We start from the raw sequence: 25,679 nt of genomic DNA on the forward strand, positions 1-25,679 counted from the left end.
GTGCCGCTAGGTCGCCCGGCTGGTGCGGGTTCGCTCGCCGCATCTGTCCCGTTCACGGCGATCCGCGCCGACCGTGACGTCGAGACCTTCCTACGGGGCAGGTACGACACCCTGCACCCCCACCTGAACGACCGAGAGTTCCGCCTCGTCCTGGGCACCGACACGATCCAGGGGAAGCTCGTTTCGCCTTCGCGTGATCTCCGAGGTCCGCCATGGAGTGAGTCCGCTTGCCGGTTTTCTTGGACATGGCTGGCTGCGCGTGCAACTGTGTCCGCGTCACAGCAGGTCATCTGCTTGCAGACGGTTCGATTGCTTGGCTGCCTGAGGGGGCGCTGTGACGGGGTATCGGGTCTCACCGCGGGACGTGGAGCAGACGCTGGGTCAGGTCCGGGCCGAGGCGGACGGGCTGGGGCGTGTCCTGGACGACGTGTGGACCGATGCCCCTCGTGCGTCGGGCGGCAGCTCGATCGTGGCCGGCGCGCTGGGCGGGTTCGTCGAGGCCTCCCAGGACGGCATGAAGGCGGTCGCGGGCCGGCTGGAGACGGCGCCGGGCGCGATGGTGCGCGCGGTCGCGGCGATCCTGGACGGTGATGAGGAGATGGCTCAGACGCACGCGCGTGGGTTGTCGCAGGACGAGGTCTTCCAGCCGCCTCGGCTGGGCTACCCGTCCGGGACTCTGGGGGCGCCCGTCCCGGCACAGCCTGGCGACGGTGGCTTTGATCCGGGCCGGTTCGGCGCGCGGCCGGGGCGTGACTCGTGATCGTCGACGCAGACCGCGTACCCGGCCTGCACCTGGACCCCGACAGCATCGAGATCGGTGCCAGGTCCCTACGGCGTGACGCGACCAGGGTGCGGGAGGCAGGCCTTGCGGTGACGGGGGCGTGGCAGGGGCTGGGCGCGTGCTACGAGACGCCGGACACCGACCAGGTGCTGCGCGCGCTGGACCCGGTGCGGGTGGCGACGGACAAGCTGGCCGACGACCTCGACCAGGTCGCCGACGTCCTCGACCGGTTCGCGGACGAGGTCCGCTCCCTGCAGGCCAAGCGCTCGGGGCTGGTCGCGCGGATCGGGGACTTCCACTCGCGTGTCGCTGCTGAGGCCAGCATTCTGGGCGGTGCCGCACTGCCGGGGGTGCTGGCTCCGGAGCTGTCGTTCGAGAACCAGTCGCTGCTGGGCCAGTCCGGGTCGCTGGGTGAGGAGTTCGAGACTGCGGAGCTGGAGTGTGCGAACAAGATCAAGGCGATCGGGTCGCCTGCGACGCTGCTGGATCGGGCTGGGACGTGGTTCCAGGACGTGGCCGCTGGTGTCGGGAACGCCTGGGACAGCACCGTGGACGCCGTCCAGGAAGCGGTCACGGCCGGGTGGGACTGGACCACCGGGGCGGCCGACGACGTGGCGGGGTGGGTCGGTGACCGCATCGACGTGACCGCCGATTCTTGGCTGGATGTCCACGAAGCCTTCGGCCTGTTCCCGTCGCTTTCGCGGGCACTGCTGACGATCCGCGGCCCCAGCTGACCCGGGTCGGGGCCGCCTACCTGCAGGCCCTCGGCGCCGGTATCGATGCCTGGGGGACAACGCTCACCTATGGCATCTGGGATGTCGACCTCGCCGGCGACGGCGATCCAGTGGTCGGCGCGCCGATCAAGGCTGACGAAACAGTCGATGGACAAGAACCGGTGCGTGCGCTCAATTCGCTCCGAGATGTCCTGCGGACCGTCACGGATTCGTACAACACCAACGACGGGCTTGGCAAGGTCGCTTGGTATGACCGGACGGAGGGGTATGTGCGGGTCACGAAGGTCGTCCCGCCCAACGGCGGTGAACCGCGCATGGTGGTGAGCATCCCAGGCACCCAGCCATGGTTCCCCTGGGACGACCTAGGCAACAACCATCCCGCGGACTTCATCGGCGACCTCGTCGGCGCCGCAGGTGGCCGGTCGACCTACAGCGCCACTGTTGCCCTGGCGATCGACGAGGCGATCGCGACGGATCCGGACCTTGACTCTGGGACGCCCATCCTCCTGGCAGGCCATTCACTGGGCGGTATCACCGCAGCGGACCTGGCCTCCGACCCTGAATTCCTTGCCGACCACAACATCACTGACGTCATCACCGCTGGTTCTCCCATCGACAACGACCGGATTGACTCCAGGATCCATGTCCTGGAAGTCGCTCACGCAGGAGACGCGGTTCCTTTGCTCGACTTCGCCGACCTCCGCGTCACACTCCAACCCGGACCTGACATCATCCCCGGCATGCCGTTCCACGTCGAATTCTCCAGCAGCGGCCATGCGCCCGAGGACCTGCACACCAAGATCACGCTCCCGAACCCTGAATCAGAGGTTGAAGGCCGAGAGGTTTTCGAGATTCTCGCGGACAATCACGATCATTTCAAGTACGGTAATTCGGTGAGCGCGGCACTCTCGTCGCATCCCGAGCTCGCGGAGTTCGAGGAGCGACTACTTCGGGAGGGATACCTTAATCCATTGTCCGAAGACCCGGATGCGGAAACGAAGGGTTCCCAGCCAAGCTACGAAGTCTATGACGTGCCCGTCGGACGAAGGTAGGCGAACATCATGAGTAACCTATATGCAAAGACTGCGTGCGCGATATTCGTTGCAACGCTCACGCTGTCGAGTTGTTCCTCGCCATCGATCTTTGGTGAGGATTGCCCAGAGGTTCTTGCCAGTGCGGCTCTCACCGTGACCGAGGTTGTGTCTGCAGAGTTTGAATGCGGCGGCACGATTAATGATCAGGGCGTGGACGGTACGATTGTTCTCGATGTCGAGAACCAAGAAGAAGCAAACGGAGTGATCGAGAAGATCTATCGAGCGCTTGCTGCGAATCCTGACGTCGTCGACACAATACCAAACATTCGTTTTGTCCCTGAGCAGGGCGATGGCTCGTTTCGCGACACCGATCTCGGATTCAATGGTTCTCCATCAATCGGTGATATGCGTGAGAAGTACGGCATCACTCCCTCGCCCACTTCGTAGTCAGGACTCCTTGTGACGACCACGAATCCGAACGGTGCCCCCACGATCCGGTCGGTCCGTCTTGACGGTGAGGAGTGGGTCGCTGCGCTTGCTGAGGTATCCGCTCGCGTGGAGGGCGGCCCAGACCCTGTGCAGCCCGTCGAGGAGTCCGCAGCTGCCGTGTTCGAAGCTGGTCCGATGGTTGCGCCGCCGCCCGTCGATCTCCTGGTCCGCCACGGCTCCGCTCCCATCCGGGCGTCGCTCACCGCCACGTCAGGCAGCCAGGGTTCGGTTGCCCGCGTCTCCCTCGTCGGTGACGAGGCGCTGGTGATCCTCCAGGCGATCGCCGAACGCGACGGCCGTGTCCTGATCGAACCCGGAGCCGAGCTCCGCCTCGCCACGTTGGGCGTTCGGCTACTGGGTGATGACCTGGGCTTCGCCCATCACGATGCTCGCGGTGCTGGCGAGTTCCACGGGGATGGTCCCGAACTGGCCCATGCCTTCCCACTGGACGGTCCAGTAGGACGTCGCTGTGACCTCGTACTCGCCCTGTTTGGTGTACTTGTAGCCGCAGTCCGGGGAGTCGGAGATGTCGTAGCGGTCCTCGTAAGGTGTTCCCTTCCCGACGCAGGTGACGGTGTTGCCGTCGCCCATGTCCCAGACAGTTTTGTCGACCTTCGCGGTGGCGGTGACGGTGTACTGTCCCGCGGTCGCCGACTCCTCGATCGGGCCGAACGTGTTCGGGGTGGGTTCGTTGACCCACATCCATTGCGGCATGCCGACGATCCCGATGCTTCCGGGCTTGTCTTCGGGGACGATGCCGACCTCGATCGGCTGCAGGTTCATCTGCTCGACCGCGCTCTGGGCCAGGACCGTCGGATCGGGTGCTCCCGGCGCCGCGGCGACCCACACTCGCGACATCGGGCAGTCGGGAATGAATTCCCGAACCGGACTCGGAACGCAGTACTCCATCATGCAGTCCAGGATCACGCCCTCGGTGCGGCCCTCCCACACCCCCTCAGACCTACGAGGCTGTGGCTTCGTGACGCCCTCGAACAAGCACCGTTGACCGTTGACGTTGAGCCAGACGGCGCCGGAATCGTCCGACCCGTTGTTCTTGTCCCCGGCGGCAGGGTTGGTGCCGCCATCCGAGCTACCGTTCGAGCCACCGTCCTCAGCGCTCACCGTGACACATTGGCCCATGGCGTCCACTGCACTCCCAGACGGGCATTCGCCGCCTTGGACCGGCGGAGCGTCCGCAGCGGCCAGCGCAGCACTCGTCGATGGCACGGCCAGCGTTGCCAGCAGGAACAAGATGAGAACTGCCGCAGCGCGCCTCAGCACGTCTCGCTCTCCATGGACTCGATCCCGTCAACCAGCCACGGACCGTTCGGGTACTCGTAGTTGGCCACACCAACCCCGTAGACGAGTCGACTCTTGCCGTTTGCCGGCTTCGTGGACTCCCCGTCCTTGCCGAGAGTGTCCATGTTGCTGATGTCGATACACACGATGAATTCGACGAACGGAATCTCCGGCGGGGTCTGCTTCGGCTTGTTGGTCAGATCCACCTTCTGCACCTTGACCGAGTCAATCTGGACCTCACCTACCCGATGCTGACCCGCATAGCTGACCCCGGAGTAGACGCTCTGGATGTGGGTCAGCCCAGAGCCGATAGCGACCTTCTCGAATTTCTTCGGGTCGAACTTCTCCGGAGCCTGCATAGCCACGTTGTCCAGCCGGTAGTACTCGCGGAGCACCTTCTCGGCATGCTTGACCGCCTTCTCCTCGGCGGTGAGCTTCGTCTTGGTCGGCGACGGCGACGGTTCAGTCGGCGCGGATGCCACCTCCGACGCGACGGGCTCAGCGCCAGGATCAGGCTCAGCCGAGCACGCGGCCAGGCTCAACCCGAGCGCCACGATGGCGACGGCGCTCCCGAGACGAGTGGCAAGGCGTGGGGTGCGGGACGGCGTCATGCGCAAAGGGCCCTTCGGTCGGTCGGGTACGCGCTCAGCGCGTCGTCACGGTGCGGACCGGACGAATCGGCCACTACCTGACCCGGATCGTAGCGGGGTGAAACCCCAGACGACACGAGAGACGCGTGCCACGCGATCAGGGCTGAGTCGCGCCCCGACTCGGCCGGCCGATCGCGGGCAGCGACCTGAACCCCTCGTCGTGTGGTGAGCCCTGGTGCGATGGTGAGGCGCACGACTGAGCCACGTGTGCGGCACGCGATCCCTCAGCGTGCGTGGTGGACGGGTTTCTACGTCCGCGAGTCGTTCTTCAGCAAGTGGTTCGCGTTCGCCGGACGGCGCGCTCCTCTGGGACGGCGTGCCCGCAGGCGTCCCCACCGGGTGACCTGACGGGCGCGCAAGAACCCTCGCCTTGACCGGACGAGCCCCGCTCGGGCAGAGTTCGCGATGTTAGCGCTCACAATCTCGATGACAAAGGAGTCATCCCGTGCCGTCACCCTTTGCCGCCCCGCTGTCCAGGCTGCGCCGTCGGGCCCTCGCGGCCGGGACCGCCGCCCTCATGGCGCTCGTCCTCGTGCCCGCCGCTCCAGCGTCCGCCCAGTTCATCGACGTGCCCAACCCGATAGTGCAGCAGCGCGCCGACACTGCGATCTATAAGCACACCGACGGTTACTACTACATGACGGCGTCCGTACCGGACTACAAGCGCGTCGAGCTGCGCCGGTCGCAGACCCTCGCGGGCCTCGGCTCCGCCACGCCGGTCACCGCCTTCACCGCGCCGTCCAGCGGCAACCTGAGCGGGTGGATCTGGGCGCCCGACATCCAGTACGTCGACGGCGCCTGGTACATGTACTTCTCGGCGTCGCCCGACTCGTCGCGGTTCGCGCAACGCCTGTACTCCATACGCAACACGTCGGCGAACCCGACGACGGGCACGTGGTCGGCGCCGCAGCGCATGACGACGGGCTGGGACTCGTTCCAGCTCGACCCGGCGTCGTTCACCCACAACGGCACCCGGTACTTCGCGTGGGCGCAGGACAGCCCCAGCACGAACTACAACAGCCACATGTACCTGGCGCGGATGACCTCGCCGACGACCATCGACACCGCATCCACCATCGAGATCGCGCGGCCGACCCACTCCTGGGAGATGGAGGGCGTCGCCGGCGTCGTCGAGGGGCCGTCGCCGATCGTGAAGAACGGCCGGGTCTTCATCGCGTACTCGGCGTCCGCCACGGACTCCCGGTACAAGCTCGGCGTGGTCTCCGCCTCGGCGTCGGCCAACCTGCTGTCCGCGTCGTCGTGGTCCAAGCGGTCGACGCCGGTCTTCCAGACGGCGAACGGCGTCTACGGACCCGGCCACGGGAGCTTCACCGTCGCGGAGGACGGCGTGACCGACATCCTCGTCTACCACGCGCGCAACTACGCGACGCCGAACCCGGACGCCCTGACCGACCCCAACCGGCACACCCGCGTCCAGCAGCTGTACTGGGCGGCGGACGGCTACCCGTTCTTCGGCCAGCCGCAGGCGACCGGCTCCGGCCAGCCGGGCATCCGCGGGCGGCACAGCGACAAGTGCGTCGACGACTACGAGTGGAACACCTCCGACGGCGCCCTCGTCAGGCTCTACGCGTGCAGCACCGCCGCGGCGCAGAAGTGGGAGCTCAGCTACACCGGCGGCTACTACCGCATCAAGAACCTCCATGCGGCGAAGTGCCTGGACAACCTGAACGGCTCGACGGCGCTCAACGCCGACGTCGGCCTGTGGACCTGCAACGGCAACCCCAACCAGGACTGGTCGATCGTCGACCAGGGCAACGGCTGGTTCTCCCTGCGTAACCGGACCAGCGGGACCTGCCTCGACAACTACGAGTGGGACACCGCCAACGGCGCACGCCTGTCGATGTACACCTGCAACGGCCTCGACGCCCAGCTCTGGCGCCGCGGCTGATCCGCGAATCGTCCAGGCAAGTGCAGAGCATCGTCCCTTCAGCGGCCGCGTGAGCCGACCTAGGGTCGTGGCATGCTCACCGTCGAGTCCATGCCTGATCCGGACGCCACCGACCCGGACGCCACCGCCCCGCAGACGTCGCCCGAGGCCCGCCCGGCCCTCGACCTGTCGGGTCAGTGGCGCTGCGCCCTGGACGCGGACGGCGTGGGCGAGCTCGAGCAGTGGTTCCGCACCGGCCTGCCCGAGGACTCACCTGCGGTCGCCCTCCCGGGCTCGATCCAGCACCAGGGCCTCGGTGACCCCGTCGGCCTGGAGACCCCGTGGACCGGCAGCATCGTCGACCGGTCGTACTTCACCGACGAGCGCTACGCCCCGTACCGCGAACCGGACAACATCGCGGTGCCGTTCTGGCTCCAGCCGCGCGTCTACTTCCGCGGTGCGGCCTGGTTCCAGCGGGAGGTCGAGGTGCCGGCCCACTGGGCGGGCCGCGACGTCGTCCTGTCCCTGGAGCGGGTCCACTGGGAGTCGACGGTCTGGGTGGACGAGCGGCAGGTCGGCTCCGAGCGCAGCCTCACGACCGCGCACCGGTTCGACGTCGGCTGCCTCTCCCCCGGCCGCCATCTCCTCACGATCCGCGTGGACAACCGCACCGTGGTCGACGTCGGGCCCAACGCGCACAGCGTCTCCGACCACACGCAGGGCAACTGGAACGGGATGGTCGGCGCGCTCACCCTGGCCGCACGGCCGGAGGTGACCATCCGGCGGGTGCGTGTCGTGCCCGACGTCGCGGCCCGGTCCGCGCTGGTCAAGGTCGACATCGCCGCGGGCAGCGGCAGCGCGGGGACCGGCAGCGTCCGCGTCACCGCGCGGCGCTTCAACGTCCCGGGCGAGGCGCAGGGCGAGCACGAGGCGGGGCCGGCGAGCGTCACCTTCGACGCCGGGCACAGCCGCGACCTGGCCGAACGCGGCCTCACCGCAGGCGGCACGCACGTCGACGTGCTGCTCCCGCTGGGCGACGACGCGCTGACCTGGGACGAGTTCCAGCCGGCGCTGTACGAGCTGACCGTCGAGCTGGTCACCGACGTCCGTGGCAGCGAGCATCGGCACGTCGCCCGCACGGTGTTCGGTCTGCGCGAGATGGGCGTCGACGAGACGCAGGTGACGATCAACGGCCGCCGGACCTTCATCCGCGGCACCCTCGAGTCGTGCGTCTTCCCGCTGACGGGCTACCCGCCCACCGACGTCGGCTCGTGGCGCCGCATCATCGCCGTCTGCCAGGCCCACGGGCTGAACCTGCTGCGCTTCCACTCCTGGTGCCCGCCGGAGGCGGCGTTCGTCGCCGCCGACGAGGCGGGCTTCTACATCCAGGTGGAGGGCCCGGTCTGGGCCAACCAGGGCGCCGCGCTCGGCGAGGGCCGCCCCGTCGACGCCTACCTCTACGAGGAGACCCGCCGCATCCTCGACACCTACGGCAACCACCCCTCGTTCGTCATGATGGCGCACGGCAACGAGCCCGGCGGGCGGGACGCCGAGTTCCTCGCGTCGTGGGTCAACACCTGGCGGACGTACGACCCCCGGCGCCTGTACACGAGCGGCGCCGGCTGGCCGGCCATCACCGAGAACGACTTCGACAACATCCCGGACCCGCGCGCGCACCGGTGGGGCGAGGGACTGGAGTCGCGACTCAACGGTCGCCCGCCGGAGACCGAGTCCGACTACCGCGAGTGGGTGCGGTCGCGTCCCCGCCCGATCATCAGCCACGAGATCGGCCAGTGGTGCGCGTACCCCGACTTCGCGGAGACATCGAGGTACACGGGGCTCATGGAGCCGCGGAACTTCGGCATCTTCGCCGACTTCCTCCGTGAGGCGGGCATGGCCGACCAGGCCGAGGCGTTCCTCCACGCCTCCGGCCGGCTCCAGCTGCTCTGCTACAAGGAGGACATCGAGGCGGCGCTGCGCACCGAGGGGTTCGGCGGTTTCCACCTGCTCGGCCTGAGCGACTTCCCCGGTCAGGGCACCGCCCTGGTCGGCGTCCTCAACCCGTTCTGGGAGTCGAAGGGGTACAGCACGGCGGAGGAGTTCGCCCGCTTCTGCGGCCCTACCGTCCCGCTGGCACGGCTGCCGCGCAGGGTCTGGACCGCGGACCAGGAGATCGAGTTCGAGGTCCAGGTCGCGCACTTCGGCCCGACGCCGCTCGACGCCGACGTGGCCTGGAGCCTCCTCGGTGCCGACGGGGTGGAGCTCGGCACCGGCGTCGTCGCGCGGGGTGCCCACATCCCGATCGGCAACAGCACCCGATTGGGCCCTGTGGTCGTGCCTGCGGGTCTCGTTTCGGCGCCCGCGCAGGTGAAACTTGTCGTATCCATCGCACCCGTCGCGTCCGAGGACGCCGCCGGCGCCTCCTTCCGGAACGACTGGGACCTGTGGGTGTACCCGGCCGCCGAGCACGAGCCGCCCGACGCCGTGCTGGTCACGAGCGATATCGGCGAGGCCGTCGAGCGGGCGGGCGCGGGCGCGACGGTGCTGCTCGAGCTCGCACCGGAGAGCATCGGGAACGACGTCGCCCTGGGGTTCACACCCGCCTTCTGGAACACCGCGTGGACCGAGGGCCAGGCGCCCCACACCCTCGGCGTCCTGCACGACCCGACACACCCGGTGTTCCGCCAGTTCCCCACCGAGGGCGTCACCGACTGGCAGTGGTGGGAGCTGCTGCACGGCGCCAAGGCGATGCTGCTCGACCGGCTCCCGCAGCAGCTGCGACCGCTCGTCCAGCCCATCGACACGTGGTTCGAGGCGCGGCGGCTGGGCGTGTTGTTCGAGGCGAGGGTCGGGGCGGGCAAACTCATGGTGAGCTCGCTGAATCTCGATCCTTCGGGCAACCGCGCGGCCGCCCGCCAGCTCCGGCACAGCCTGCTCGACTACATGAGCAGCGCCGACTTCGCTCCCGCCGAGACGATCGAATCGAGCGACCTGATGAGCGTCCTGCGCTGACGCCCGCGCCACGCTGTCCAAGCACCTGGCTGATCCTGTCGGCAGTGTCCGGCGCCTCGACTCCGAGGCTCTTGAGTACTGCGGCAGTGTCTGCGTCCCTGCGCCATGCCACCGCGATCTCCTGGACGATCCGCACGAGAGTCTCCACGGTCTTGTCGGTGGCGCCCAGCGCGTCGAACAGGGCAAGAGCTCGGCCGCGTGGGGTGCGTTCGTCGTCCCACTGCACGAGGAGCTCGACCGCCACGGTGAACTGCGCACTACGTCCGCCGAGGCACCGAAAGCGCCGCGCCTACCCGGGTGAAAACCCGCTAGGTGCCTGCGGGCCTGACTCGGCGTACCAGGTACGCCGAGTCAGGTCCGTGGTCCGACCAGCGCGCTGACTCGCGGTACCCGGTACGTCGAGTCAGTCAGTTGGGATCAGCTGCAGCCAACCCAATTCCGCGACACGCCGTAGCGTGCCGCCGCTGCTGGTCCGTGACCGCACTCCGGGTTGATGGCCTCGAGGTCGACGGCCCGCGCCGCACCGCCCGATTGACATCCGGGCGATCCGCTCGTAAATTCGTGGAATCGGTTCCATGGAATCGGTTCCATGAACTCGTCAATCCAGACAAGAGACGTCGGGCCACGAGTGCGGCAAGGAGGCTGTGAATGCGTGCGGTGACCATCCATGACGTGGCGGCCGAGGCAGGTGTGTCCGCGGCGACCGCGTCGCGCGTGCTGTCGGGGCACCCGGCCACGTCCGAGGAGTCGCGCACCCGCGTGACCGAGGCGGCCCGCAGACTCGGCTTCCGACCGAACGCGCAGGCGCGCTCGCTGCGCAAGAACCACACGAACACGATCGGCCTGCTCCTGTCGGACGTGCGCAACCCCTTCTTCGCGGACATCGCGCACAACGCCGAGCAGCACGCGCTCGAGTCCGGGATCGCGACCCTCCTGTGCAACGCGAACGAGAGCACTGAGCAGCAGGACCTGTACCTCGACCTTCTCCTGTCGCAGCGGGTCGCGGGCATCATCGTCGCGCCCCAGGGCGACGGGGCAGGTTCGCTGCGCGAGGTTCTCACGCTCGGGGTACCGGTGGTGTTCGTGGACCGCACGATCGACGGGGTCGACGTACCGAGCGTCACCTCGGACAACCGCTCCGGCATCACCGGCGCGGTCGCTCACCTCGCCGGCCTCGGGCACCACCGCATCGGGCTCGTCGCCGGGCCCCAGGAGACATCGACCGGCCGCGAGCGCCTCGAGGCGTTCCGGCAGGCGATCGCGGAGCACGGCCTGGACGACGACCTGGACCTGGTGCACCTGGGCGACTTCCAGGTGACCAGTGGTGCACGGGCCGCGAACCAGCTCCTGGACCTGCCCCACCCGCCCACGGCGGTCCTCGCCGCGGACTCGCTCATGACGTTCGGCGTGCTGGAGGTGCTGCGCGAACGGGGTATCCGGGTGGGCAGCGACCTGTCGGTCGTCGGGTACGACGACGTCGCCGCGTTCCGCTGGTTCAGCCCCCAGCTCACGGTCGTCGCCCACGATCCCGCGCGCATGGGCGCCCTCGCGGTCGATCTGATCCGCGACGTCCTGGACGGCCGCCCGGCTCGGTCGGTCGTCCTGGAGTCGTCGTTGGTCGTGCGCGAGTCCACCGGACCGGCTCCCGGAGCGGGTCCTGTCCCCCACCCCGCAGGAAGGCAGTGATGACCGCGGATCCGGTGCTCTCGTTGGAGCACGTCACGAAGAAGTTCGGCCCGGTCACCGTGATCGAGGACGTCACGGTCCATGTCCGGCCCGGCCACGTCCAGGTCCTGCTCGGCGAGAACGGCGCCGGGAAGTCGACCCTCATCAAGATGATGGCGGGCATCTACCAGCCCGACGGCGGTCGTGTCGTCGTGGACGGCCGCCCGGTCGTGCTGTCCGACGTGCGCACCGCGGAGTCGCTCGGGATAGCGACGATCCACCAGGAGCTGAACCTCGTGCCGACCATGTCGGTGGCGGAGAACATCGTGCTCGGCCGGATGCCGTCCCGGGCGGGTCTGCTCGACCGTCGTGCGGTGCGCCGCACCGCACGCGACGCGCTCGCGCGCATCGGGCTCGACCTGGACGTCGACACGCTGGTCGGTGAGCTCGGCATCGCGCGCCAGCAGCTCGTCGAGATCGCCAAGGCCCTGAGCACGAACGCCCGCATCCTGATCCTCGACGAGCCGACGGCGGCGCTCACCGGCGACGAGACCGACGCGCTCTTCGGGGTCGTCGAGGAGCTGCGCGCGGCCGGCGTCGGGATGGTCTTCATCAGCCACCATCTCGAGGAGATCGGGCGGATCGGCGACTCCGTGAGCGTGCTGCGCGACGGCGCGCTGGTCGCGGAGGTACCGGCGTCCACGGACGAGGACGAGCTCGTTCGCCTCATGGTCGGCCGGGACATCACCGACCACTACCCGCGGCGACGGGACTACGACGGACCGGACGAGGTGCTGCTCCAGGTCGACCGGCTGAGCAGCGGCGACCGGCTGCGCGACATCAGCCTGACCGCGCGGGCCGGCGAGGTCGTCGGGATCGCGGGCCTGGTCGGCGCCGGGCGCACGGAGCTGCTGCGCGCCATCGCCGGGGCGGACGCCTATGACTCCGGCGAGGTGCGGGTAGCGGGCCGACCGGTACCGCGCCGCGGCATCCCGGCGGCGATCGATGCCGGCATCGGCCTGGTCCCGGAGGACCGCAAGGCGCAGGGCCTCGTGCTCGACGCGTCGGTGAACGAGAACATCGGTTATGCCACACTCGGCAGCACCGCCCGCGCCGGTCTGGCGGACCGGCGCGGTCAGCGGGACCGGGCACGCCAGATGGCGGAGCGGCTGCGCATCCGGATGAGCGGCATCGACCAGCCGGTCCGCGACCTGTCCGGCGGCAACCAGCAGAAGGCCGTGTTCGCCCGCTGGACGCTCGCCGGATCCAGGGTCCTGCTGCTCGACGAGCCGACGCGCGGCGTCGACGTCGGCGCGCGGGTCGAGATCTACGAGGCCGTCAACGCCATCACCGCGGCGGGCGGGACCGTCGTGATGGTCTCGAGCGACCTGCCCGAGGTGCTCGGGATGAGCGACCGGGTCCTCGTGATGAGCGGCGGCCGCCTCGCGGGCGAGCTCGCTCGCGAGGACGCCACCCAGGACCGTGTCATGGCACTCGCCGTGCGCGACGTCGACCGCGACGCCGAGGACCACACGACCGCAGCGACCACAGCGACCACAGAAGGAACGGACCGATGACCACCACGACCGCCGCACCGGCGAAGCAGCGCTCGCTGCGCTCCACCCTCGGCTCCCTGCTGTCCGGCAACGGGGCCCTGGTCGGCCTCCTCGTGCTGTGCCTGGCCCTGTACATCGCCACGCCCGCGTTCCTGACCGGACCCAACCTCGTCAACATCGGGATCCAGGCGTCCACGATCGCGGTCCTCGCGTTCGGCATGACGTTCGTCATCGTGGCCGGCGGGATCGACCTGTCCGTCGGCTCGGTGGCCGCGCTGTCGGCGATGGCGTCGGCCTGGATCTTCACGTCGGCCGGTCTGCCCGGGTGGATGTCGATCGTCGCGGGCCTCGCGACCGGCGCGCTCGCCGGCGCCGTCAGCGGGCTCGGCGTGGCGTTCGGCCGGCTCCCCTCGTTCATCGCCACCCTGGCGATGCTGTCGGTGGCCCGCGGCCTGACCCTCGTCCTGTCCGACGGGCGGCCCATCGCCACGTCCCCCGAGGTGTCCTTCCTCGGCTCGCGCATTGGCGGCGTACCGGTCCCGATCCTCGTGCTGGTCGTCACCGGCGTGATCGCGGCGTTCGTGCTCAACCGCACCGTCGTCGGACGAGAGATGTACGCCGTCGGCGGCAACGTGGAGGCCGCGCGGCTGTCCGGCATCCGGGTGCGCAAGGTCCTCGTGACCGTCTTCGCGCTGGCCGGCGTCTACGCCGCGCTCGCGGGCATGCTGCTCGCCGGGCGGCTCAACTCGGCCCAGCCGCAGGCCGCCTCGGGCTACGAGCTCGACGCGATCGCCGCCGTCGTCATCGGCGGTGCCTCCCTCGCCGGCGGTGTCGGCAAGGTCTCGGGCACGCTCATCGGCGCCCTGGTCCTGGCAGTCATCCGCAACGGCCTCAACCTCCTGAACGTGTCGTCGTTCTGGCAGCAGGTGGTCATCGGGCTCGTCATCGCCATCGCAGTGGGGATCGACGTGCTCCGCCGCAAGAACACCCGGCACTGACCCACCGCCTCCCTGCCTTACCCGCACCACGTCCTACCCGCAGCACCCGCACCACCGTGCACCACCCTCGGCCCAAGGACGGGCCGCCGAAAGAAGGAGCCGAAGTTGAAGTTCTCGAACACCACGAAGGTCGTCGCGTCCGTCGTGACGAGCCTTGCCCTCGCCACCACGCTGACCGCGTGCAACCGCGGCGGTGACGCCGCCTCCGGGCAGCAGCAGGTCACCCTCTCGCTGTCCACGCTCAGCAACCCGTTCTTCGTCGACGTGCGGGACGGCGCACAGGACGCGGCCGACGAGCTCGGCCTGACCCTCGACGTCGTCGACGCGCAGAACGACTCCGCCACCCAGGCCGACCAGGTGGCCAACGCCGTCACCGGCGGCGCGGCCGGCGTCATCATCAACGCCGTCGACTCCGACGCCGCCGGCGCGGCCGTCGCCCCCGCACTGTCCGACGACCTGCCCGTCATCGGCGTCGACCGTGCCGTCAACGGCGCCGACATCACCTCCCTCGTCTCCAGCGACAACGTCGCCGGTGGCAAGCAGGCCGCCGACGCCCTCGCCGCGGCGATCGGCGAGAAGGGCAAGGTCATCGTCCTGCAGGGCGTGGCAGGTACGTCCGCCAGCCGCGACCGCGGCCAGGGCTTCGCCGAGGGCATCGCGGCCTACCCGGACATCGAGGTCGTCGCCACGCAGACGGCGAACTTCGAGCGCGCCGAGGGGCTCGACGTCGCGACCAACCTGCTGCAGTCGAACCCCGACGCCGTCGGCATCTTCGCCGAGAACGACGAGATGGCCCTCGGTGCGATCCAGGCCCTGGGCGACCGGGCGGGCAGCGACGTCTTCGTGGTCGGCTTCGACGGCACCGACGACGGCCTCGCCGCGGTCGAGGCGGGCACGCTCGCCGCGACGGTCGCGCAGCAGCCGACGGAGCTCGGCAAGCAGGCGGTCCAGCTCATGAAGCAGGTGCTCGACGGCGAGCAGGTCGCCAAGGACACCCCCGTGCCCGTCCAGACCGTCACCAAGGACAACGTGACGGACTTCCTCCAGTGAGCCGGGTCGTCGTCGTCGGCTCCGTGAACGCCGACCTGCTCACCCGGGTGGCCGTCCACCCCGCCCCCGGGGAGACCGTCCTCGGACGGTCGATGTCCGTCCTCGCCGGCGGCAAGGGCGCGAACCAGGCGGTCGCGGCCGCCCGGCTCGGGGCCGAGGTCGCGTTCGTCGGAGCCGTCGGCGACGACTCGTTCGCCGACCAGGCGACGAGCGGCCTCCGGGCCGCGGGCGTCGACCTGGCGGCGCTCGCCAGGGTGCCCGGCCCCACCGGCATCGCGCTCGTCACCGTGTCCGCCGACGGCGAGAACTCGATAGTCGTCGTCCCGGGGGCCAACGCCGCCGTCGCGGCCGACACCGTGTCCGCGCACGCCGCGACCGTGGCCGGGGCAGACGTCGTGGTGCTGCAGGGCGAGATCCCCCGCGCCGCCATCGAGACGGCCGCGCGGCTCGCCCGCGGCCGCGTGGTGCTCAATCTCGCCCCCGTGATCGAGCTCTCCGCTGACGTGATCCGCCGCGCGGACCCGCTGGTGGTCAACGAGCACGAGGCCCGGCTCGCGCTTTCGCTCGTCGGCGGCCCGGACGTGCCCGACGACGACCACGCGGCAGCGGCGCGCGCGCTGACGTCCGCTGGAGTCACGTCCGTCGTCATCACCATCGGTAGCGCGGGAGCCGTCGTCGCGACCCGCTCCCGCACCACCGAGGGTGATGCGGAGGTCGCCGTCGCCACGGTGCCCTCCCCGAAGGTCAGCGCCGTCGACACGACCGGCGCCGGCGACGCCTTCGTCGGCGCCCTGGCCTCCCGGCTCGCCGCCGGGGACGAGCTGCTCGACGCCGCCCGCCTCGCCGCTCGGGTCGGCGCGTACGCCGTCACGGGCATCGGGGCGCAGCCCTCCTACCCCTCCTCGACCGACGCGCTCCCGGAGGTGCGATGACCCGCCGGCACGGCGTCCTCAACCCGGCCCTGGCTGCCGGGCTGGCCCGGCTCGGGCACGGGCACCTGGTGGTAGTGGCCGACTACGGCCTCCCCCTCCCCCGCGAGGCGGACGTGGTCGACCTGACCCTCGTGCACGGTGTGCCACGCTTCACCCAGGTGCTCGACGCGCTGCTCGCCGAGATCGCCGTCGAGGGTTCCCTCGCCGCGGCGGAGAGCAGCGGGACCGACGTCGAGACCTGGCTGAGCGAGCGTGGCCTCACCCCCGACCTCCTGCCGCACGACGACCTCAAGGCCCTGCTGCCGCAGGCGCGCCTCGTCGTCCGGAGCGGCGAGGCGACACCGTACGCGAACGTCGTGCTGCGCTGCGGCGTGCCGTTCTGACCAAGCGGCTACTCGGCTACTCCGCTACTCGTCGAGCAGCTCGTCGACCCGCCGGTTCGCGGGCACGAGGCTCTCGGGCTCGGTCTGGAAGGACAGCACCGAGTCCATGGTGGGCTGCATGATCGTCTGCAGCTGGGCCCACCGGTCGGTCACCGGCGAGGGTGTGGTGGTGCCGTCCGCCACGTGCACCGAGAACGCCTCGGCGTCCACGCCGAGCTCCTTGAAGGTGGTGACCGCCTGGTCGGAGGCCTCCTTGACGGCCGGGAAGACCCGCCCCTCCTCGGCGACCTCGAGCTGGCAGTCGGGGCTCGCCAGGTACTCGACCCAGGCCCACGCCTCGTCGGGGTGCGGCGTGCCGGCGTAGATCGCGTCGGACAGGCCGTTGAACACCGTGCCCCGCTCCCCCGACGGGCCCACTGGTGTGGGCGCCACCTGGAAGTCCGCGCCGGCCAGCTCGCTGATCGACCGGGCGTTCCACGAGCCCTCGATCAGGGACGCGTACGCCCCGGCGCCCAGTGCCTCCTGGCTGCCGATGCCCGACGTCGCGACCGCCAGCGACGGCATGTAGCCCTTGTCGATCAGGGACCGGTACCAGCCGATCGTCTCGACCAGGGCGGGGTCGCCGTAGTTGAACGCGGTGGGCCAGGGGTTGCGGTCGGAGTAGGCCCAGCCGTTGCTCAGCGCGAAGGGCGCCCACTGGACCTGGCCGTACCCGCCGCCGGACTCGTTGTACCCGAGGCCGTAGACCTCGACGTTCTCCTTGTCGAAGCCTGGTTCGTCACCGCGGACGCCGTTGGCGTCCACGCTCATGTGCGCGACGAACTCCTCGAACGTGCCGCCGTCTTCCGTGTTCCACTCCAGCTCCCACAGGTCCTCGCCGGTGTACCCGGCCTCGGCGAGCATGTCGGCGTTGTAGTACAGGCCCACGGTGTCCCAGTCCTTCGGCAGCCCGTAGAGGCCGCCGTCCTGGCCGCGCCACAGGTCGACGAGGCCGTCCTCGTACTGGTCGAGGTCGATCCCGGACCCGGCCACCCGGTCGGAGACGTCGAGGATCTGGTCGAGCTCGGCGAACTTGCCGAACTGCTGGGAGTGGTCGACGAAGACGTCGGGTGCGCTCTCGGCGACCATCCGGGCGGTCAGCTGGGTCCAGTAGTCGTCCCAGCCGTACTGTTCGATGTTGATCCGGACTCCGGGGTTGGCGGCCTCGAAGTCGTTGGCGCACTGCTGGTACCCGGGTACCTGGTTGGCGTCCCACATCCAGTAGGTGAGCGTCGCGGTGCCGTCCGGCGCCGCGGGGTCCGTGGCCGCGCACCCGGCGAGGCCGAGGCTCAGGCCGACGGCGGCGGCGAGCGCCGTGGTGGTTGTCCTTGCAGTGGTCATCGTCGATGTCCTCACTTGATCCCCGAGAAGCCGATGGAGTTGACGATCCGCCGGCCGAGCACGACGAAGAGCAGCACGATGGGCGCCGCCGCGACGAGGGTGGCCGCCATGAGCCCCGACCAGTCGGGGCTGCCCTGCGGCGTCTGGGAGCGGAAGATGCCGAGCGCCACGGTGAGCACCCGCACGTTGTCGGACTGCCCGACCAGCAGCGGCCAGAAGTACTCGTTCCACGCCTGGATGTAGGTGAGCACCGCGAGCGTGGTGATCGGTGCGGCGCTCATCGGGAGGACGATCCGCAGGAACGTGCGGGCCCTGCTGGCGCCGTCGATCATCGCCGCCTCCTCGATCTCGTGCGGTATGCCGAGGAAGAACTGCCGCAGGAAGAAGATCGCGAACGGGGTCATGAAGAACGTCGGGAGCACGAGGCCCGGGAACGTGTTGAGCAGGCCCAGCTCCTTGATGAGCACGAAGTTCGGGATGGCGGTGAAGATGCCCGGCACCATGAGCGCCGACAGGAACACGGCGAACACGATGTCCCGGCCGGGCCAGCGCAGGCGGGCGAACGCGTAGGCGGCCATCGCCGAGAAGAAGACCTGCCCCACCGTGATCGCGGTGGCCACGATCACCGAGTTGCGCAGGTACAGCCAGAAGTTGATCCGGCCGCCGGCGCCGCCCTGGGCGAGCGACTCCTCCAGCGTGGTGAGCCCGAACACACGCCGGAACGCGTCGAGCGTGAAGCCGGCGGGCAGGAGGTTGCCCGCCTGCGCGGCGAGCTCGGAGTTCGTGGAGAGCGACGTGCGCAGCATCCAGTAGAACGGGAAGAGCGTGATCAGCAGGATCACGATCATCGTGGCCCAGCCGAGGATCACGCCCCAGCGCGGCCTGGCGGACGTGGTCGTAGCAGGCGTGGTCGTAGCAGGCGCGGTCGTCGTCGACATGCCGGCTCCTTCGGTTGGTGTGGGCATCAGTTCGTGTCCGACTCGCTCGCCCGCGTCAGGCGGAGCTGCAGGAGCGCCACGCCGAGCAGGACGAGGAAGAGCACCACGGAGAGCGCCGACGCGTACCCGAAGTCGAGCTGGCCGAACGCGAGGTCGTAGATGTACAGGTAGATGACCCGCGTCGCGTCGACGGGGCCGCCGCCGGAGGTGACCGCGACGGTGTCGAAGATCTGGAACGAGCCGGTGATCGTGACGACGAGCACGAGCGCGAGCACCGGCCGCAGCAGCGGCAGCGTCACCGACCAGAACTGCCGCAGGGGTCCGGCGCCGTCGAGCTCGGCGGCCTCGTACACCTGCTGGTCGATCATCTGGAGGCCGGCGAAGATCAGCAGGGCCGTGTAGCCCATGTGCCGCCACACGTTGATCAGCGCGATGGTGGGCAGCGCGAGCGCCGGGTCACCGAAGAACGCCTGTGCGTCGATGCCCACCCGCTCCAGGAGCACGTTCACGATGCCCATCTGGAAGTCGAGCATGAAGAACCAGACGAGGGCGACGATGACGTTCGCGACGAAGTACGGCAGGAGCACCGCACCCCGCACGAACGCCGAGCGGGTGAGCCGTTGCATGAGGACGGCGATCGCGATGGCGAGGACCGTCTGCAGCCCGATGTTCATCACCACGTAGTACGCGGTGACCTTCATCGCGTTCCAGAACAGCGGGTCCTGCACCAGGCGCTCGTAGTTGTCCAGGCCCACGTACCGGGGCGGCGCGAGCACCGAGTAGTCGGTCAGCGAGAACCACGCCCCGCGCACCGCCGGCACGAGGTAGAACGTGACGAACCCGATGGTCGCCGGGACGAGGAAGATCAGGGCGGTGCGCAGGTCGCCGAACCGGGACCCGCGCGATCTTCGCTGCCTGCCCGGTCCGCGCTGCCTGCCCGGGGTGGCCCCCGGGGCCGCCGTGGTGAGGACTGCCATGGTGTCTCTCCTGTCGCGTCGTTGCGAGCTGGGGCGTGCTGGGGTGACTCTGGTGGGGCGGGGCCGCGGCGGTCCGCCGCGGCCCCGTCCGTCAGACCTCGGGGACGGACCGGACGTCGAGCAGTACCGACCGCTCCGGGAACTGGTTGGGCACCTGCAGGCCGACGACGCCGAGGGTGCGGCCGGACAGCCGCGCGCCGTCCTTCCACCAGGCGGGCGCCCAGGCGCCCGCCCAGGGCGAGATGTCGTCGCCGGGGGCGAGCGGCCGCACCTCGTAGGTGCGTGCCGGGTCCAGGCCGGGCAGGCGCACCCGTCCGGGCGGCGCGAAGACGCCGGTCGTGAGCTGCACGATCGCGAAGATCCCGGCGGACCGGTCGCCGGCGACCACACCGTGCACGCGCAGGGCCGCGTCGGGGTGGTCGGCGCGCACCACCCTGCCGGTGTGCAGCAGCCCGCGGTGCTCCTTGTAGGCGGCGACCCAGGCGGCGAGGCCGGTCAGGTCGTCGTCGGAGGCGCGGGTCAGGTCCCACTCGACGCCCAGGTGACCGAAGAACGCCGTCGCTCCGCGGAAGCTCAGCTCGTGGGTACGGCCGGTGGTGTGGGCGCGCGTCGAGCCGATGTGGGAACCCATCATCTCGGGCGGGACGATCATGCCCGTGCCCGCCTCGATGACCTGGCGCTCCAGGGCGTCGATGCAGTCCGAGGCCCAGATCCGGTCGGTGCGCTCGAGGATGCCCAGGTCGGCGCGCCCGCCGCCGCCCGAGCAGCTCTCGAACTCCACGTCCGGGTGCGCGGCGCGCAGCGCGTCGATGAGCTGGTAGGCGGCGAGCGTCTGGCCGTGCACGCCCGGGCGGCCGGTGGCCTGGTGCCCCGCCTCGATGAGGTCGCGGTTGTGGTCCCACTTGACGAACGCGATCGGGTACTCGGTGAGGATCGCGTCCATGCGCCCGAACACGTGGTCCCAGGCGCCCCGGTTGGCGAGGTCCAGCACCTGCTGGTTGCGGGCCGACGGCGGCAGGCGCCGGCCGGTCCGCAGGATCCACTCGGGGTGCTCCCGCGCCAGGTCGGAGTCCGGGTTGACCATCTCCGGCTCGAACCACAGCCCGAACTCCATGCCGAGCCCGGTGACGTGGTCGGCCAGCGGGTGCAGGCCGTCCGGCCAGACGCTCTCGTCGACGTACCAGTCGCCGAGCCCCGCCGTGTCGTCGCGGCGCCCCTTGAACCACCCGTCGTCGAGCACGTAGCGCTCGATCCCGACGGCGGCGGCGGCGTCCGCGAGCGCCGTCAGGCGGGGCAGGTCGTGGTCGAAGTAGACGGCCTCCCAGACGTTGATCAGCGTCTTGCGGGGGCTGGTGGGGTGCTGCGGCCGGGAGCGCAGGTAGGTGTGGAAGCGGTGGGAGAGCTCGTCGAGCCCGTCGCCGTAGGACGCGTACAGCCACGGCGAGGAGTACGACTCGCCGGCGGTGAGCCGCACCTCGCCCGACAGGAGCAGCTCGCCGCCGCCCAGCACGCGGGCGCCGCTGGGCATCTCCTGCTCGGCGTAGGTGCGGGTGTTGCCGGACCAGCCCACGTGGACGCCCCAGACCTCGCCGCTGCCGTGGCCGAAGCCGGACCGGCCAGCGGTGAGGAGCAGGGTGCCGTCGTGGCTGCGGGCGCGGCGCGACTCGCGCAGGTGGGTGCCCGCGGTGAAGGCGTGCCGCTGGGCGGAGCGTTCGCGCAGGTGGCGGCCGGTCCAGTCGAGGACCTCGTCGGCCTCGGCGGGTACGGGCAGCGCGGTGTCGAGGCCGGCCACGGTGAAGACGTCGTCGGCCGTGTTGGTCAAGGTGGAGCGGGTGCGCACGAGCCCGGACGGGTACTGCTCGACGACGAGGGTGAGCTGGAGGCCGGCGTCGGGGTCGGTGGCGGTCACGACGAGGCGGTGGGCGACGGGGGTGCCGTCGTCGCGCGTCAGCGGACCGGTGAGCGTGCTGCGGGTGACGCGGAACGCCGTCGACCACGCGACGCCGTCCCGGGAGCCGGTGACGCCGGGGGTGGCGAGCCAGCCCGCCGACTGCTCGGGCAGCAGCGTGAGCGTGTACGGGGCGTCGGGGGTGCCCGACACCACGGGGACCACCGAGGCGAGGACGAGCTCGGCGACCTCGGCCGGTCCGACGTCGCCGAGGTCCGCGCCCCAGTGGAGCACGCGCGGCAGGCGCTCACCGGAGGTGTCGAGCAGCAGGCTCACGCCCCCGGCACGCAGGTGGGCGAACGACTGCGCGGCCTCGGGTGCGGCGTCGTGCTGGGTCTGGAGAGAGACGGGCATCGGGTGGGATTCCTCGCGGGGTCGGGACGTCGGTGTCGGAGTAAGTTTTACTACGGAAGATATTTGAGGGTCAAGGACAGCGGGTGACCGAATCTGGGTGCCCATTTGTTTTGCGGTGGAACCTAACGACGAATAGGCTGGTCGCGCGGCACAATGGCCGCGAGGATCTGGACGCGCGGTACCCGAGCTGATTCCGAGCGAGACCTGGAGGGTCGATGACGACGAGCGGCGAGGCGCGGCCCTGGGTGCCGCTCGCGGGTCAGTCCCACCGCGTCGCGCTCGAGGTGCTGCTGCACGGTCCGCTGTCCCGGGCGGAGCTCGCGCGGCGCACCGACCTCAGCGCGGGCAGCCTGACTCGTCTGACCAAGCCGCTGGTCGAGGCAGGCCTCCTCGTCGAGGTCGGGCCCGGTGCCGGTGACCTACGACCCGGCCGCCCGTCCCAGCCGCTCGACATCGTCCCCGACGCGCACCACTTCGTGGGCGTGAAGATCACCGGGGACACCGCCCACGGCGTCGTCACCACACTGCGGGCCGACGTCGTCGCGTCCGCCAGCCGGCCGCTCGACGGCCGCACCCCGGACGAGGTGACCGACGTCGTCGCCGGGCTCGTGGACCACCTGGCCGCCCAGGTATCGAACGTGACAGCCGTCGGCGTCTCCATCGGCGGGCATGTCCTGCCCGACGGGACCGCGCACCGCGCACCCTTCCTCGGCTGGGCCGACGTCCCGCTGACCACTCTCCTGCAGGAGCGGACCGGCCGCCCGGTCGTCGCGGCCAACGACGTCCTGGCGCTGACCGAGGCCACACACTGGTTCGGCGAGGGCCGCGGGCACGGCCAGTTCGCCCTCGTCACCGTGGGCGCGGGCGTCGGGGTCGGCATCGTCGCGCACGACCGCCTGCTCGACGGGCCCAACGCGGGCCTCGGCATGCTCGGGCACCATGCACTGGACCCCCTGGGCCCGCCATGCCCGCTCGGGCACCGCGGGTGCGCCACCGCGATGCTCACCACCGGCTCGATCGAGCGCCAGGTCGCCGCCGCACGCGGCGACCTGGTGCCCTACGACGAGATCCTCGACCTCGCCGACGCCGGCGACGAGCTCGCCCGCCGCGTGGTGGACGACGCCGGTCGCGCGCTCGGCCGGCTGGTCGCCGTCGTCACCGACATCGCACTCCCCGAGGTGGTCGTCCTCGGCGGCGAGGGCGCACGCCTCGCGGTCGTCGCGCGGACGGCGCTCGACGCCGGCCTGGCGGGCGACCTGGACCCGCTCGCCGAGCCGCCGGAGCTCGCGGTGCAGGCCTCCGGGTTCGACGTCTGGGCGCGCGGCGCCGCGGTCATCGCGATCCAGACCTACGTGCTGGGCCGCTGAAGCCCCGCTGGTCGAGCTTGTCGAGACCCGGCCCTATCGCTGGCGGAGCTTGTCGAGACCGCATGACCCGCAAGTCTCGACAAGCTCGACCAACGGAAGGAAAAGCTCGACCAACGGAGCAGGGTATGCCCGGTGAGAGGGTGCCAGGCCTGCTGGAATCCGTTCAGCCTTGCCCGACTCAGTTCGCCCCAGCTGAACTATTCAGCCCAGCCCGCAAACCTGGTGCCCAGCCGAACGAAGTTCAGCCCAGCCGGCACCCACCGAACCACCACACCGTGACCGCCAGGACCGCATCAGCGCGAGCCAGCATCAGAGAGGCTTGGCTCGGCCCCGAGGCCCTGCGGATTCGGCGATCCAGGTCTCCAGGTCGTCGGCGAGCTGCAGGTCGTCTGCCACGAGTCGCCGCTCGTCGTCGTCCAACTCCGTCAAGAGCGCCTCCAGGTCCGCCCTCAACGCCGGGATGCGCTCGCGTTCGTCGAGAGCGGTCGCCAGCTCGATGAGCGTCGCGTACGCGATGGCCCGGTTCACCGGCGTCGCGTCGCCGCTGTGCCTGCGCAGCGCGGAGGTCACCGCCCGGAACGCTGCCTTGTCGTCGTTCTTGAACTCCCGGTAGATGCGGGCATTGTCCAGAGCGCGCCGCAGCGGCGGCAGGCTCTTGTCACCTCCGTACTCCAGGTCCTCGGGCTCGTCGCGCCGGATGAAGATGATGCTGTTCCCCGTGGGGTCGACGAGCGTGAAGCGGGTCGCGCCAGGACGGTATCTGGTGATGCGCGGCCGACCCTTGGCGAGGACCTTGCCGTACGACGCGCGCATCGCCGCGGTGAACGCCGCGTGGTAGGACGCGACGTCGTCGACCATCACCAGGCAGCCGCCCGCGTCCTCGTCGGCCGGGTCAATCCCCTGGGGCGCCTTGCCGTAGTGCAGCTGGAAGCCGCTCATCGCGAACGCCAGGTAGAGGTACGGCTTGTGCATCTCGTACGCGATCTCGAAGCCGAGCGCCCGGTAGAACGCGGTGGTCTCCTCGCTGGAGATGCAGGGCAGCAGCGGGACCGTCGTCTCGTTCGCCCGGATGCCGGCTGCCGGCAGGTCGGTGGATATCAGGTTCACACGGGACTCCTCGCAGGTCAGGTGCCGGGAAGGCTAGACCGGATCGCGAAGATTCGCCTATGAGATCGTTTTGCAGTCCCGGTGTGTGGGCCTGCGGCTGGGCAGGGCGCTGGGCGCTCTGCCCAACCGCGAGTTCAGTGGGTGCCGACGATGTCGGCGTTCGCTCCGCCCACCCATGTCTCGTCCGCGAGGTCCTCGTCAAGCTTGGCCAGGGAGTTCAGGATCAGGGCTGCGCCGTCGTCCTCGACGCTCTTCGTCGCGTAGTTGGCGGCGAACCGGACCAGTGCGGGCGCGCCGCCCATGGCCACGCCGCGTTCGGCCCATGTCAGCATGGAGATGTCGTTCTCGCTGTCCCCGATGGCGACCGTGCGACTCCTAGGGATGCCGAGCTCGCGGCGGACCGTCTCCAGCGCGGTCGCCTTGCTGACCCCGCCGGGCGTGACGTCGATCCAGTCCGGCCGGGTGCGGGTGGCGGTCATGCCGAGGGCACGGATCGACGGCACGAGGTGGGACGCGTTCACTCCATAGATGGCCAGGCGCGGGGTCGATCCCGTCCACAGGTCGTCGGGCCGGGCCACCTCGACCTGGACGCCGCCCAACTCCTGGGGCGGAAAGAAGGTCGAGACGTGGTAGCCCTCGCCCACTATCTCGGCCGCGATCCGAAGGTCAGGGCGGACGACGGTAACGAATTCCACGACTGCCTTCGCATCGACCGTGTGAATCCCGGTCACCTCGTACCCGCCACGGTCCATCCTGGCGACGACGGCGCCGTTCGAGGCGACGATGTATCCGTCCGCGATTCCCATGAGGCGAGCGGCGTACAGCGCACCGGACAAGGAACGCCCAGTAGCGAGCACAAGCTCATGCCCGGCATACCGGGCGGCTCGTATCGCGCCGAGGACGGCCGGGGTCGGGTTCTGACCCGTCACAAGGAGCGTCCCGTCGATATCGAGCGCTACGAGTCGCCGAACGAGCAGATCAGGCACCCTCGGCGTGTCGTTCTGCTCGTGGAACGGAAGGCTCATCGTTGCTCCCTCTGCGCGCCTGCCATCAGCTGTGCTGACAGTGGGCCCGCATGGTCGCGGGCCGTCCAGGATCCACTTTCGGCGTCCCGGAGGGCCCGGAAGTGACACGTCC

General features: G+C 70.1%; 21 protein-coding genes. 13 read left to right on the forward strand and 8 right to left on the reverse strand.

The window, feature by feature from the left end:
* The first annotated feature begins 334 nt into the window (after window positions 1–334).
* Genes ACQEVI_RS27260 through ACQEVI_RS27275 form a run of 4 tightly spaced genes read left to right on the forward strand, consistent with a single transcriptional unit; the run spans window position 335 to window position 2,996 of the window.
* The gene (locus tag ACQEVI_RS27260) at window positions 335–760 is read left to right on the forward strand and encodes a DUF6507 family protein (protein WP_432905589.1); all 426 of its coding nucleotides are present in this window, start codon (window positions 335–337) and stop codon (window positions 758–760) included.
* Window positions 757–1,515, forward strand: coding sequence for a hypothetical protein (locus ACQEVI_RS27265; protein ID WP_432905592.1), 759 nt, complete (start codon window positions 757–759; stop codon window positions 1,513–1,515). The genes ACQEVI_RS27260 and ACQEVI_RS27265 overlap by 4 nt, the downstream gene beginning before the upstream one ends.
* Window positions 1,437–2,567, forward strand: coding sequence for a hypothetical protein (locus tag ACQEVI_RS27270; RefSeq protein WP_432905595.1), 1,131 nt, complete (start codon window positions 1,437–1,439; stop codon window positions 2,565–2,567). Before ACQEVI_RS27265 ends, ACQEVI_RS27270 begins: the two co-directional genes overlap by 79 nt.
* Window positions 2,568–2,576: 9 nt before the next feature.
* Window positions 2,577–2,996 carry a hypothetical protein gene (locus tag ACQEVI_RS27275; RefSeq protein ID WP_432905598.1) on the forward strand — a complete coding sequence of 140 codons (420 nt, stop codon included), beginning with the start codon at window positions 2,577–2,579 and terminating at the stop codon, window positions 2,994–2,996.
* Window positions 2,997–3,389: 393 nt separating this feature from the next.
* Here ACQEVI_RS27275 and ACQEVI_RS27280 read toward each other — a convergent pair whose 3' ends face one another.
* Window positions 3,390–4,319, reverse strand: coding sequence for a hypothetical protein (locus ACQEVI_RS27280; protein WP_432905601.1), 930 nt, complete (start codon window positions 4,317–4,319; stop codon window positions 3,390–3,392).
* Window positions 4,313–4,948 carry a hypothetical protein gene (locus ACQEVI_RS27285; protein ID WP_432905604.1) on the reverse strand — a complete coding sequence of 212 codons (636 nt, stop codon included), beginning with the start codon at window positions 4,946–4,948 and terminating at the stop codon, window positions 4,313–4,315. The genes ACQEVI_RS27280 and ACQEVI_RS27285 overlap by 7 nt, the downstream gene beginning before the upstream one ends.
* A gap of 484 nt (window positions 4,949–5,432) precedes the next feature.
* On the opposite strand from ACQEVI_RS27285, the gene ACQEVI_RS27290 reads away from it, so the two are divergent.
* The 8 genes from ACQEVI_RS27290 to rbsD all read left to right on the forward strand — a co-directional run bounded on the left by ACQEVI_RS27290 (window position 5,433) and on the right by rbsD (window position 16,471).
* On the forward strand, window positions 5,433–6,896 hold the full coding sequence (locus ACQEVI_RS27290) for a family 43 glycosylhydrolase (RefSeq protein ID WP_432905607.1): 1,464 nt from the start codon (window positions 5,433–5,435) through the stop codon (window positions 6,894–6,896).
* Window positions 6,897–6,968: 72 nt separating this feature from the next.
* Entirely contained in the window at window positions 6,969–9,887 is a 2,919-nt protein-coding gene (locus ACQEVI_RS27295) for a sugar-binding domain-containing protein (RefSeq protein WP_432905610.1), read from the forward strand.
* Between the two features lie 648 nt (window positions 9,888–10,535).
* Window positions 10,536–11,573 carry a LacI family DNA-binding transcriptional regulator gene (locus tag ACQEVI_RS27300; protein ID WP_432905613.1) on the forward strand — a complete coding sequence of 346 codons (1,038 nt, stop codon included), beginning with the start codon at window positions 10,536–10,538 and terminating at the stop codon, window positions 11,571–11,573.
* Complete coding sequence (locus tag ACQEVI_RS27305; RefSeq protein ID WP_432905615.1) at window positions 11,573–13,129, forward strand: sugar ABC transporter ATP-binding protein; 1,557 nt, start codon at window positions 11,573–11,575, stop codon at window positions 13,127–13,129. Before ACQEVI_RS27300 ends, ACQEVI_RS27305 begins: the two co-directional genes overlap by 1 nt.
* The gene (locus ACQEVI_RS27310; RefSeq protein ID WP_432905618.1) at window positions 13,126–14,106 is read left to right on the forward strand and encodes an ABC transporter permease; all 981 of its coding nucleotides are present in this window, start codon (window positions 13,126–13,128) and stop codon (window positions 14,104–14,106) included. Before ACQEVI_RS27305 ends, ACQEVI_RS27310 begins: the two co-directional genes overlap by 4 nt.
* 105 nt (window positions 14,107–14,211) lie before the next feature.
* Window positions 14,212–15,156, forward strand: coding sequence for a substrate-binding domain-containing protein (locus ACQEVI_RS27315; protein ID WP_432905621.1), 945 nt, complete (start codon window positions 14,212–14,214; stop codon window positions 15,154–15,156).
* Window positions 15,153–16,088: a ribokinase gene (locus ACQEVI_RS27320; RefSeq protein WP_432905624.1), complete on the forward strand. Its 936-nt coding sequence runs from the start codon at window positions 15,153–15,155 to the stop codon at window positions 16,086–16,088. Before ACQEVI_RS27315 ends, ACQEVI_RS27320 begins: the two co-directional genes overlap by 4 nt.
* Window positions 16,085–16,471 (forward strand): D-ribose pyranase, encoded by a 387-nt coding sequence (gene rbsD / locus ACQEVI_RS27325; protein WP_432905627.1) that lies wholly within the window; start codon window positions 16,085–16,087, stop codon window positions 16,469–16,471. Before ACQEVI_RS27320 ends, rbsD begins: the two co-directional genes overlap by 4 nt.
* A gap of 24 nt (window positions 16,472–16,495) precedes the next feature.
* On the opposite strand, the gene ACQEVI_RS27330 is transcribed toward rbsD, so the two are convergent.
* The 4 genes from ACQEVI_RS27330 to ACQEVI_RS27345 form a co-directional block, all read right to left on the reverse strand.
* On the reverse strand, window positions 16,496–17,851 hold the full coding sequence (locus tag ACQEVI_RS27330) for an ABC transporter substrate-binding protein (protein WP_432905630.1): 1,356 nt from the start codon (window positions 17,849–17,851) through the stop codon (window positions 16,496–16,498).
* Window positions 17,852–17,862: 11 nt separating this feature from the next.
* The gene (locus ACQEVI_RS27335) at window positions 17,863–18,789 is read right to left on the reverse strand and encodes a carbohydrate ABC transporter permease (RefSeq protein ID WP_432905633.1); all 927 of its coding nucleotides are present in this window, start codon (window positions 18,787–18,789) and stop codon (window positions 17,863–17,865) included.
* 26 nt (window positions 18,790–18,815) lie between these two features.
* Window positions 18,816–19,766: a carbohydrate ABC transporter permease gene (locus ACQEVI_RS27340; protein WP_432905636.1), complete on the reverse strand. Its 951-nt coding sequence runs from the start codon at window positions 19,764–19,766 to the stop codon at window positions 18,816–18,818.
* A gap of 91 nt (window positions 19,767–19,857) precedes the next feature.
* A complete protein-coding gene (locus ACQEVI_RS27345; RefSeq protein WP_432905639.1) occupies window positions 19,858–22,068 on the reverse strand; it encodes an alpha-galactosidase in 2,211 nt (736 codons plus the stop codon).
* Between the two features lie 215 nt (window positions 22,069–22,283).
* Between ACQEVI_RS27345 and ACQEVI_RS27350 the strand changes: the two genes are divergently transcribed.
* Window positions 22,284–23,435, forward strand: coding sequence for an ROK family transcriptional regulator (locus ACQEVI_RS27350; RefSeq protein WP_432905642.1), 1,152 nt, complete (start codon window positions 22,284–22,286; stop codon window positions 23,433–23,435).
* A 309-nt stretch (window positions 23,436–23,744) separates the two neighbouring features.
* On the opposite strand, the gene ACQEVI_RS27355 is transcribed toward ACQEVI_RS27350, so the two are convergent.
* A complete protein-coding gene (locus ACQEVI_RS27355) occupies window positions 23,745–24,542 on the reverse strand; it encodes a glyoxalase (protein ID WP_432905644.1) in 798 nt (265 codons plus the stop codon).
* 134 nt (window positions 24,543–24,676) lie between these two features.
* Window positions 24,677–25,567 (reverse strand): HAD-IIB family hydrolase, encoded by an 891-nt coding sequence (locus tag ACQEVI_RS27360; protein WP_432905646.1) that lies wholly within the window; start codon window positions 25,565–25,567, stop codon window positions 24,677–24,679.
* Window positions 25,568–25,679: the final 112 nt, after the last annotated feature.

Origin of the sequence: Promicromonospora sp. CA-289599, assembly GCF_050936155.1 — a bacterium.
GTDB lineage: Bacteria > Actinomycetota > Actinomycetes > Actinomycetales > Cellulomonadaceae > Promicromonospora.

What these genes read in the sequence shown, in the direction of transcription:
- ACQEVI_RS27275 (WP_432905598.1), top strand. Translation starts at nt 2,577, where the DNA reads ATGAGTAACCTATATGCAAAGACTGCGTGCGCGATATTCGTTGCAACG.
- ACQEVI_RS27285 (WP_432905604.1), bottom strand. Translation starts at nt 4,948, where the DNA reads ATGACGCCGTCCCGCACCCCACGCCTTGCCACTCGTCTCGGGAGCGCC.
- ACQEVI_RS27295 (WP_432905610.1), top strand. Translation starts at nt 6,969, where the DNA reads ATGCTCACCGTCGAGTCCATGCCTGATCCGGACGCCACCGACCCGGAC.
- ACQEVI_RS27300 (WP_432905613.1), top strand. Translation starts at nt 10,536, where the DNA reads ATGCGTGCGGTGACCATCCATGACGTGGCGGCCGAGGCAGGTGTGTCC.
- ACQEVI_RS27305 (WP_432905615.1), top strand. Translation starts at nt 11,573, where the DNA reads ATGACCGCGGATCCGGTGCTCTCGTTGGAGCACGTCACGAAGAAGTTC.
- ACQEVI_RS27310 (WP_432905618.1), top strand. Translation starts at nt 13,126, where the DNA reads ATGACCACCACGACCGCCGCACCGGCGAAGCAGCGCTCGCTGCGCTCC.
- rbsD (WP_432905627.1), top strand. Translation starts at nt 16,085, where the DNA reads ATGACCCGCCGGCACGGCGTCCTCAACCCGGCCCTGGCTGCCGGGCTG.
- ACQEVI_RS27330 (WP_432905630.1), bottom strand. Translation starts at nt 17,851, where the DNA reads ATGACCACTGCAAGGACAACCACCACGGCGCTCGCCGCCGCCGTCGGC.
- ACQEVI_RS27335 (WP_432905633.1), bottom strand. Translation starts at nt 18,789, where the DNA reads ATGTCGACGACGACCGCGCCTGCTACGACCACGCCTGCTACGACCACG.
- ACQEVI_RS27340 (WP_432905636.1), bottom strand. Translation starts at nt 19,766, where the DNA reads ATGGCAGTCCTCACCACGGCGGCCCCGGGGGCCACCCCGGGCAGGCAG.
- ACQEVI_RS27345 (WP_432905639.1), bottom strand. Translation starts at nt 22,068, where the DNA reads ATGCCCGTCTCTCTCCAGACCCAGCACGACGCCGCACCCGAGGCCGCG.
- ACQEVI_RS27350 (WP_432905642.1), top strand. Translation starts at nt 22,284, where the DNA reads ATGACGACGAGCGGCGAGGCGCGGCCCTGGGTGCCGCTCGCGGGTCAG.
- ACQEVI_RS27360 (WP_432905646.1), bottom strand. Translation starts at nt 25,567, where the DNA reads ATGAGCCTTCCGTTCCACGAGCAGAACGACACGCCGAGGGTGCCTGAT.